Genomic DNA, 9707 nt, shown 5'->3' with positions numbered 1-9707 from the left:
TTTCGCCCGCCTTCGCAGGTTCGAATCCTGCCCTCTCCGCGCAGTGGTGTGTTCGGGAGAGGTGCCCGGAGTGGTTGATCGGGGGCCGGTGCTTCGGCGCCGGTCGGGTGGTTTCGCCCGCCTTCGCAGGTTCGAATCCTGCCCTCTCCGCAGTTCGGCCGGGCCGCGGTTCCGTCCGGCCGCGGTTCCGTCCGGCCGTCGTGCTCCCGGCGCCGGCCGGGCTCGGTGGGCCGTGCCGCGGGCCCCGGCGACAATGACCGGGTGACCTCCGCAGAGCAGCAGCAGCCCGAGACCCCTCGTAAGCGGACCGGCCGCCGCCCCGGCGGCGCCGACACCCGGCGTACCGTGCTGGAAGCGGCCCGCGCCGAGTTCGCCGCGCGTGGGTACGAGAAGGCGAGCATGCGCGCCATCGCCCGGTCCGCCGGGGTGGACGCGGCGCTGCTGCACCACTACTTCGGCACCAAGGACCGGTTGTTCCTGGCCGCGCTGGAGGTGCCGATCGACCCCCGGGTGGTGGTCGGGCAGGTGCTGGCCGGCGATCGGGCCACCATCGGCGAGCGGGTGGCGGCGTTCGTGCTGCAGCTGTGGGAACAGCCGGAGACCCGCGACCGCATGCTCGCTCTGCTGCGTACCGCCGCCACCAACGAGCAGGTCGCCCAGCTGATGCGCGGCTTCATGACCACCGAACTGGTCGCCCCGGCCGCGGTGGAACTGGACATTCCGCAGGCCGAGTTGAGGTTCGAGCTGATGATGTCGCAGATCGTCGGGCTGGCCATGGCCCGGTACGTGATCGGGGTGGAGCCGCTGGCCTCCGCCGACCCGGCCGGCCTGGCCCCGCTGCTGGCCCGCACGGTGCAGGGGTACCTCGCCGAGGGCTGAGGGTGCGCGTCCCCTTGACGGGCCGCCCGCTGCCACGCAAAACTCATCGCATGATGAATTCCAGGGCGGGCGACGAGCCCGCGATCCGGGTCACCGGGCTCACCGTCCGACGCGGCGGCCGTACCGTGCTGCACGGCCTCGACCTCGACGTTCCGCACGGCTCGATCACCGGCCTGCTCGGCCCGAGCGGCTGCGGGAAGAGCACCCTGCTGCGCTCCGTCGTCGGCGTGCAGCGCACCAGCGGCGGCGAGGTACGGGTGCTCGGCGCCCCGGCGGGGAGCGCGGGCCTGCGCCACCGGGTCGGGTACGTCACCCAGGCGCCCTCGGTCTACGGAGACCTCACCGTCGCCGAGAACCTCCGCTACTTCGCCGCCGTCCTCGGCGCCCCCGCGGGCGACCCGGCCAGGGTGATCGCCCAGGTCGGCCTCGCCGGCCACGAGCAGGACCTCACCGCCCGGCTCTCCGGCGGCCAGCGGGCCCGGGTCTCGCTCGCCGCGGCCCTGCTCGGCGCACCCGAGCTGCTGATCCTCGACGAACCCACGGTCGGCCTCGACCCGGTGCTGCGCCAGGACCTCTGGCAGCTGTTCCGGTCCCTCGCGGACCAGGGCGCCACGCTGCTGGTCTCCAGCCACGTCATGGACGAGGCCACCCGGTGCGACCGCCTGCTGCTGATGCGCGACGGCCGCCTGCTCGCCCACGACACCCCGGCCGAACTGCTCCGGGCCACCGGCACCGCCGACATCGACGCCGCCTTCCTGCACCTCGTCCAGGCCGAACCCGTGGGGAGCCCCCGATGAACCTCCGGCGCACCCTCGCCACCGCCGGCCGGGTCCTCGGCCAGCTGCGCCACGACCCCCGCACCATCGCGATGCTGCTGGTCGTCCCCTGCGTGCTGCTGACCCTGCTGAAGTACATGTTCGACGGGCAGCCCGGCGCCTTCGACCGGATCGGACCGGCCCTGCTCGGGATCTTCCCGCTGCTGGTGATGTTCCTGGTCACCTCGGTCGCCATGCTCCGCGAACGCACCTCCGGCACCCTGGAACGCCTGCTCACCATGCCGCTGGGCAGGCTCGACCTGCTGCTCGGCTACGGGCTGGCGTTCGGCGCCGTCGCGCTGGTCCAGGCCGCGCTGGCGTCCGCGCTCGCCATCGGCCCGCTCGGGGTGCACGTCGCCGGACCCACCTGGCTGATCTTCGCGGTCGCGGTCGGCGACGGCCTGCTCGGGATGGCGCTCGGGCTGCTGGTCTCGGCCTTCGCCGCCACCGAGTTCCAGGCGGTGCAGTTCCTGCCCGCCGTCCTGCTGCCGCAACTGCTGCTCTGCGGACTGTTCGTCCCGCGCGACTCGATGGCCACCGCGCTGCGCTGGGCCTCCGACGTCCTGCCGCTGTCCTACGCCGTCGACGCGATGAACCGCCTCACCGGCACCCCCGGGGTCGGCGGCGCCGTGCTGGCCGACCTGGCCGTGCTCGTCGGCGCGACCCTGCTGGCCCTCGGCCTCGGCGCGGCCACACTGCGGCGCCGGACGGCGTGAGGCCCGCCGCAGCCGTACGCGCGGCGCGGCCGGAGCCGGGGTCCCGGACGTCGGGCAGCCGGGGTCCCGGTGCAGGAACGTTGCAGATCCGGGCCGCTGTGACCCTAGGGAACGGTGGCACCCATGCGGCAGAATCGTCACCATGACCGAATCCGCCGGCAAGCCCCACCCGGGCTCCGCCGCCCCCGAGCCGCAGTTCGCCGACCGGAGCTACCGCTCCGTGCCCGGCATCATCTCCGGCGTCATGCTGCTCGCCGTGGCCGGCTGGCTGATCCTCGACGCGGTGATCAGCGGCACCGGGAAGACGCCGTGGATCGCGCTGGCCGCCGCCCCGGTGTTCGCCCTCCCGGTCTTCGCGTACACCCTGCGGCCGGTGGTCTACGCGAACGAGCGCCGGCTGCTCGTCCGCAACCCGCTGCGCTCGGTCGAGGCGCCGTGGGCCGCCGTCGAGGGACTGCGGGCCGGGTACTCGGTCGAGCTCTTCGCGGGCGGCAAGAAGTACCAGGTCTGGGCGGTCCCGGTGTCGCTGCGCCAGCGCAAGCGGGCCAACCGGCAGGCGGCCCGCGCCGCCGCCGCGGGCGACCCGGTCATCTCCGGCGGCCGGCCGCGCCCCGAGAGCGGACGGCCGTCCAACCCGTCGGCCGGCCGCGCGGCCAGGGCGGGCGACGCGGATCCGACCCGCGCCTGGTCCGACCAGGTGGTCGACTCCCTGCAGGAGCTGGCCGAGCGCAACGCGGCCCGCCCGGACGCGGCCGGCTCGGTCTCCGTCCGCTGGTGCTGGTGGATCATCGCGCCGACCCTGGCGGGCCTGGCGGCCATGATCGTGCTGATCGTGGCCGGCTGACCCCCTCACCCTCACCGCTGTCGGGCCCCCTCCGGGCCGCCGCGGCCCTCCCGGGCCGGGCACCCGGAGGGGGCCGACTGCTCTCCGGGGCATCGGTGCGGCGGCTCACCGGCTCGTCGGTGGATCGGCGCGGCGAGACCCACCGGCTCACCGGCTCACCGCTCTCTCAGGGCCGCCGCCTCGACGGAGTACCCCTGCCCGCTGGACCGCGGGTGGCAGGTGGGCGCCCGGGTGAGCGGGCGGGCGAGTCGGCAGGGTGCGCGGACCGGCAGCGTTGGCCGACCGGCGACCGGCGGGCGAATGCGGCTGGCGGGTGGCGGGTGGCGGCGGGCGGTGAGCGGCGAGGCGGTGGGTGCCGGAGCGAAGACCGGGCGGACATGCCGGACGGGCGCCCCCGGCAGGTGCCGGGAGACGCCCGTCCGGGGTCGTCTCGGTTGCCTCAGCCGACTCGTCGACCGGACCGCGCGTCGGTGGCCGCGACGCTCAGATGCCCGCGGCGGCCGCGAGGTCGCGCTTGACCGCGTCGAGCAGCGCGGCGGCGCGTTCGCGGGTTCCGGCGAGCGCGGCGGCGTCGGCGACCGGGAGGACGACCTCCAGGTAGCACTTCAGCTTGGGCTCGGTGCCGGAGGGCCGGACCACGATCCGGGCCGAACGGACCTCGTCGCCCGTCAGGTAGTAGCGCAGGCCGTCGGTGGGGGGCAGGTCGGCGGACCCGGCGGTCAGGTCGTCGGCCCGGGTGACCAGCAGGCCGGCCAGCACGGTCGGCGGCTTGTCGCGCAGGCGCTGCATGGCGTCGGCGATCAGCGACAGGTCCTCGACCCGGGCCGACAGCTGGTCGGTGGCGTGCAGGCCGTGTTCCAGCGCCAGGTCGTCCAGCAGGTCGGTCAGGGTACGGCCGCTGCGCTTGAGGGTGGCGGCGAGTTCGGCGACCAGCAGGGCGGCGGTGATGCCGTCCTTGTCGGCGACGCCCTCGGGGTCGACGCAGTAGCCGAGCGCCTCCTCGTAGCCGTAGCGCAGGCCCTCGGCGCGGGAGATCCACTTGAAGCCGGTCAGGGTCTCGGCGTAGCCGAGCCCGGCGGCCTCGGCGATCCGGCCGAGCAGGGTGGAGGAGACGATCGTGGTGGCGAAGGTGCCGGCCGCGCGTTTGGCGACCAGGGCGGAGCCGAGCAGGACGCCGACGTCGTCGCCGCGCAGCATCCGCCAGCCGCCGTTGCCGGTCTCGGGGACGGCCACCGCGCAGCGGTCGGCGTCGGGGTCATTGGCGATCACGATGTCGGGGCGGGCCGCGGCGGCGGTGCGGAACGCGAGGTCCATCGCGCCCGGCTCCTCCGGGTTGGGGAAGGCCACGGTCGGGAAGTCCGGGTCCGGCTCGGCCTGTTCGGCGACCACGGTCGGGGCCGGGAAGCCGGCCCGCTCGAACGCGGCCAGCAGGACGTCCCGGCCGACGCCGTGCATCGGGGTGTACACCACGTCCAGGTCGCGCGGGCTGCTCGGGTCGACGGTGGAGACGGCGCGGGCCAGGTACGCGTCGATGACGTCCTCGCCGAGCACCTCCCAGCCGGACTCGGCGCGCGGGACCTCGTCGAGCGAGCCGATCGCGTCGATCTCGGCGGCGATGCCGTGGTCGGCGGGCGGGACGATCTGCGAGCCGTCGCCCAGGTAGACCTTGTAGCCGTTGTCCTGCGGCGGGTTGTGGCTGGCGGTGACGGTGACACCGGCGGCGGCGCCCAGGTGCTTGATGGCGAAGGCGAGGACGGGCGTGGGCAGCGCGCGGGGCAGCAGGGCGGCGCGCAGGCCGGCGCCCACCACCACGGCGGCGGTGTCGACGGCGAAGTCGTACGACTTGTGGCGCGCGTCGTAGCCGATCACCACCAGGTCGCCGAGGTTCTCCTTGCGCACGTACGCGGCCAGGCCGGCGGCGGCCCGGATCACGACGGCGCGGTTCATCCGCATCGGGCCGGCGCCGAGTTCGCCGCGCAGGCCGGCCGTGCCGAACTGCAGGCGGTCCGCGAAGCGCTCGCTCAGCTGCGACCAGGCGAGGCGCTCGCCGGACTCGGCGTCGGGGCCCTCGGCGGCGGCGAGCAGCGCGGACAGCTCGGCGCGGGTCTGCGGGTCCGGGTCCTCGGCGAGCCAGGCCCGGGCTCGGGCGAGGAGATCGGTGGTGTGGGCCTGAGGCATTGGGCTGCCAGCTCCTCTGGGGTTGATGTGAATGGGGGGCCGTCGGAGCGATGTCGGATGACAGATATCAAAATCTGTCATCCGACATCTGCCCGACGGCCCCTGCCTACTGATTCTGCGTCAGCGGACGCTCAGATCCGCTCAAGGACCTTCCCCAGCAGCGCGCCCATCCGCTCGGCCGAGGCCTTGCCGGCCTCCAGCACCTCTTCGTGGTTGAGCGGCTCGCCCGTCATGCCGGCGGCCAGGTTGGTCACCAGCGAGATGCCCAGCACCTCGGCGCCGGCCTCGCGGGCGGCGATGGCCTCCAGGGTGGTCGACATGCCGACCAGCTCGCCGCCGATCACCCGGGCCATGTTCACCTCGGCCGGGGTCTCGTAGTGCGGGCCGCGGAACTGCACGTACACGGCCTCGTCCAGGCTCGGGTCCACCTCGCGGCACAGCTCGCGCAGCCGCTTGGAGTAGAGGTCCGTGAGGTCCACGAAGTTGGCGCCGACGATCGGCGAGTCCGCGGTGAGGTTGATGTGGTCGCTGATCAGCACCGGCTGGCCGGGGACCCAGCCCTGGCGCAGGCCGCCGCAGCCGTTGGTCAGCACGATGGTCTTGCAGCCGGCGGCGGCGGCGGTGCGCACACCGTGCACCACGGTGGCCACGCCGTGGCCCTCGTAGTAGTGGTTGCGGCCGAGGAAGATCAGGGCCCGCTTGTCGCCGGAGCCGTCCGAGCCCGGGATCCGGACCGAGCGGATCTTGCCGGCGTGGCCGGCCACCGCGGGGGCGGGGGAACCGGGGAGCTCGGTGACCGCGAACTCGGCCACGGTCTCGCCCAGTGCGTCGGCGGCCGGCACCCAGCCGGAGCCCATCACCAGGGCGACGTCGTGGCGCTCGGCACCGGTCAGCTCGCGCAGGCGCACGGCGGCGTCCTGGGCGGCGGCATAGGGGTCGGCGGAGACGACCGACTGAGGAGATACGTTCACACAACCGAGGATAGACGCGATTCGCCTACGCGCGTAGACCAACGCGCCAAGGCATGCCGGATCGTTACCCGGATGACCTAAAACAACAGGTGGGGACCGGAATCCCGGCCACCGGCCTGGAGCAACCTCCGAGCGGGCCCGCCCGGACGCCCCCGCCGTGCGCCGCCGCCGCGTCCGAGCGGTGTCAGCAGGGCCGGCGCCGCAGGTCCGACACGTAGTCGTCCGGTGCGCCGGCGCTCTCCGCCGCGTCCGCGATCAGGCCGAGGTAGCGGGCCGCGGGCAGCCCGCCCTCGTAGTCGTTCAGCACGTAGGTCCACACCGGCACCTCGCCGTCCAGGGTCTGCGCCCGGAGCCGGATCTTGCGGTAGATGCCCAGCTGGACGCCCTCCCAGCGGTCCAGTCCGTCGCTGTCCATCGGCGCGACGTCGTAGAGGGAGACGAAGACCTGGTCCTTCTCGTCCTCCACCACGGTGGCCAGCGAGCCCTCCCAGCCGAGGTGTTCGCCGCCGAAGGTCAGCCGCCATCCGGTCAGCCAGCCGGTGCCGCGCAGCGGGGAGTGCGGCGCGCGCCGGCTCATCTGCCGGGCGTCGAGGTTCGTGGCGTACGCGGCGTAGAGCGACATGGTCGTCAGCCTACGGGAGATCACCCGGCGGCCGAGGCCGGGAGGTGTTCACCGTCACATCCGCGGCGGTGCGCGTGGAATCAACGCCCCCGGCGTGGCGGCGGATGCGGCATGCGGGACAATGGAGCACGTGACTCGGATCGTGATCATCGGTGGCGGACCCGGCGGATACGAGGCGGCCCTGGTGGCAGCCCAGCTCGGCGCGGAGGTGACCGTCGTCGACCGCGACGGTCTGGGCGGATCGGCGGTGCTGACGGACTGCGTCCCGTCCAAGACCCTGATCGCCACGGCCGAGGTGATGACCACCTTCGACAGCTCCTACGAGGAGCTGGGCATCATCGTGGCGGACGACACCCCGCCGCTCGAGCGCGCGGCCCGGGTGGTCGGCGTGGACCTCGGCAAGGTGAACCGACGGGTGAAGCGGCTCGCCATCGCGCAGTCGCACGACATCACCCAGGCGGTCACCCGGGCCGGTGTGACGGTGCTGCGCGGCCGCGGCCGGCTCGGCGCCGGCGGGCAGGCGGTGGACGGCTCCCGCGAGGTGCTGGTGGACCGCGAGGACGGCGGCACCGAGGCGCTGCGCGCCGACGCGGTGCTGATCGCCACCGGGGTGCGCCCGCGCGAGCTGCCGGACGCCCGGCCGGACGGCGAGCGGATCCTCGCCTGGACCCAGGTCTACGACCTGGAGGAGCTGCCGCAGGAGCTGATCGTGGTCGGCTCCGGCGTCACCGGCGCCGAGTTCGCCGGCGCGTACCAGGCGCTCGGCTCCAAGGTCACCCTGGTCTCCTCCCGCGACCGGGTGCTGCCCGGCGAGGACCCGGACGCCGCCGAGGTGCTGGAGGAGGTCTTCCGCCGCCGCGGCATGAACGTGATGAGCCGCTCCCGCGCGGAGACCGCCAAGCGCGTCGGCGACCAGGTCGAGGTCACCCTGGCCGACGGCCGGGTGATCAAGGGCACGCACTGTCTGATGGCGGTCGGCTCGATCCCCAACACCGCCGACATGGGTCTGGAGGAGGCGGGCGTCAAGCTCAACGACTGGGGCCAGATCAAGGTCGACCGGGTCTCCCGGACCTCCGCCCCGGGCGTGTACGCGGCCGGTGACTGCACCGGTGTCTTCATGCTCGCCTCGGTCGCCGCGATGCAGGGCCGGATCGCGATGTACCACGCGCTCGGCGACGCGGTGCAGCCGCTCAACCTGAAGACGGTCTCCTCCAACGTCTTCACCGACCCGGAGATCGCCACGGTCGGCTACACCGCCGCCGACGTCTCCTGCGGCAAGATGGACGCCGTCGAGGTCAAGCTGCCGCTGCGGGGCAACCCGCGGGCCAAGATGCAGGGCATCCGGGACGGTTTCGTCAAGCTGTTCTGCCGCCCGGGCACCGGCATCGTGGTCGGCGGCGTGGTGGTCTCGCCGCGCGCCAGCGAGCTCATCCACTCGATCTCGCTCGCGGTGGACAACAACTTGACGGTCGAACAGGTGGCCAGCGCGTTCACGGTCTACCCCTCGCTCTCCGGCTCCACCGCCGAGGCCGCCCGGCAGTTGCACATCCGCAGGCGCGAGGACTCCGACTCCTGACCCGTGCAGTCCAGTTGAGGCGGTCGCCGACGGCGGCCGCCTCCGCCGTTCCCGGCCGATCCCACCCGGACGGTGGAGCGCGTCACCGGCGGGCAGCGGCGCGCATTGTACGGTCGCGCGCTGGGCCGAGGTGAGCAATTCCCGCTACCAGCTGCAAACGCCTGAAAGCAGACGGTCATTCAGTTACCGTCGGTTCTGTGTTTGCAGCAGAACGTCGCCAGTTGATCCTCGAGATGGTGCGCGCCAACGGAGCGGTCTCGCTCCGGGAATTGGCCCGTGTCGTCCAGACCTCCGAAGTCACCGTCCGTCGGGACGTCCGGGCGCTGGAGGCCGAAGGGCTGCTCGACCGCCGGCACGGCGGCGCGGTGCTCCCCGGCGGCTTCAGCCGGGAACCCGGCTATCCGCAGAAGACCCATCTCGCCGCCGCCGAGAAGAGCGCCATCGCCGACCTGGCCGCAGGCCTGGTCGAGGAGGGCGACGCGGTGGTGGTCGGCGCGGGCACCACCACGCAGGAGCTGGCCCGTCGGCTGGCCCGGGTCCCGGGCCTGACGGTGGTCACCAACTCGCTGCTGGTCGCCCAGGCGCTGGCCCACGCCAACCGGGTGGAGGTGGTGATGACCGGCGGCACCCTGCGGGGCTCCAACTACGCCCTGGTGGGCAGTGGGGCCGAGCAGTCCCTGCACGGTCTGCGGGTCTCCAAGGCCTTCATCTCCGGCAGCGGCCTGACCGCCGAGCGCGGCCTGTCCACCACCAACATGCTCTCCGCCAGCGTCGACCGCGCCCTGGTCCAGGCGGCCACCGAGGTGATCGTGCTCGCGGACCACACCAAGCTCGGTGCCGACACCATGTTCCAGACCGTGCCGACCGAGGCGATCACCCACCTGGTGACGGACGAGCAGTCCACCGCCGACGACACCACCGCCTGCGAGCTGAGCGCGCTGGCCGACTGCGGGGTGCGGATCTCGGTGGCCCCGACCGGGCTGCCCCCGGAGCCGGTGGGGCACGGCGGCGGGGAGCGCCACCAGTCGGCGCTGTCCGGCCCCGGGGCTCCGCGCCGGGTCGCCCCGCCGCCGGGTGGCGCGCCGTTGCCGGGCCAGCGCCGCCCC

Annotated in this window: 9 protein-coding genes and 1 tRNA gene; 7 read left to right on the top strand and 3 right to left on the bottom strand. The window is 73.8% G+C overall.

The annotated features are described in order from the left end of the window. The first annotated feature begins 55 nt into the window (after positions 1–55). From AA75_RS47830 to AA75_RS24375, 5 genes are all read left to right on the top strand, one after another. Positions 56–150, top strand: a tRNA-OTHER gene (locus tag AA75_RS47830). A 111-nt stretch (positions 151–261) separates the two neighbouring features. Continuing rightward, entirely contained in the window at positions 262–879 is a 618-nt protein-coding gene (locus AA75_RS24390; protein WP_233289169.1) for a TetR/AcrR family transcriptional regulator, read from the top strand. Positions 880–929: 50 nt separating this feature from the next. Further along, positions 930–1676 (top strand): ABC transporter ATP-binding protein, encoded by a 747-nt coding sequence (locus AA75_RS24385; RefSeq protein ID WP_033822363.1) that lies wholly within the window; start codon positions 930–932, stop codon positions 1674–1676. Further along, positions 1673–2410, top strand: a complete 738-nt coding sequence (locus tag AA75_RS24380; RefSeq protein WP_033822362.1) for an ABC transporter permease — start codon at positions 1673–1675, stop codon at positions 2408–2410. The genes AA75_RS24385 and AA75_RS24380 overlap by 4 nt, the downstream gene beginning before the upstream one ends. A gap of 142 nt (positions 2411–2552) precedes the next feature. Next, positions 2553–3254: a PH domain-containing protein gene (locus AA75_RS24375; RefSeq protein WP_033822361.1), complete on the top strand. Its 702-nt coding sequence runs from the start codon at positions 2553–2555 to the stop codon at positions 3252–3254. Between the two features lie 483 nt (positions 3255–3737). Here the strand turns inward: AA75_RS24375 and AA75_RS24370 are convergent, their stop codons facing one another. The 3 genes from AA75_RS24370 to AA75_RS24360 form a co-directional block, all read right to left on the bottom strand. Further along, positions 3738–5432 carry a phospho-sugar mutase gene (locus AA75_RS24370; RefSeq protein ID WP_033822360.1) on the bottom strand — a complete coding sequence of 565 codons (1695 nt, stop codon included), beginning with the start codon at positions 5430–5432 and terminating at the stop codon, positions 3738–3740. 131 nt (positions 5433–5563) lie between these two features. Next, positions 5564–6403, bottom strand: a complete 840-nt coding sequence (locus tag AA75_RS24365) for a purine-nucleoside phosphorylase (protein WP_033822359.1) — start codon at positions 6401–6403, stop codon at positions 5564–5566. Between the two features lie 184 nt (positions 6404–6587). Next, positions 6588–7025 (bottom strand): gamma-glutamylcyclotransferase, encoded by a 438-nt coding sequence (locus AA75_RS24360; RefSeq protein WP_033822358.1) that lies wholly within the window; start codon positions 7023–7025, stop codon positions 6588–6590. Between the two features lie 121 nt (positions 7026–7146). On the opposite strand from AA75_RS24360, the gene AA75_RS24355 reads away from it, so the two are divergent. Continuing rightward, complete coding sequence (locus tag AA75_RS24355) at positions 7147–8601, top strand: NAD(P)H-quinone dehydrogenase (RefSeq protein WP_033822357.1); 1455 nt, start codon at positions 7147–7149, stop codon at positions 8599–8601. Between the two features lie 197 nt (positions 8602–8798). Further along, the coding region (locus AA75_RS24350) for a DeoR/GlpR family DNA-binding transcription regulator (RefSeq protein ID WP_149038345.1) at positions 8799–9707 on the top strand (909 nt) is incomplete at its 3' end.

Origin of the sequence: Kitasatospora sp. MBT63 (assembly GCF_000710465.2) — a bacterium.
GTDB lineage: Bacteria > Actinomycetota > Actinomycetes > Streptomycetales > Streptomycetaceae > Kitasatospora.
This window is presented reverse-complemented; position numbering and strand designations above follow the sequence as displayed.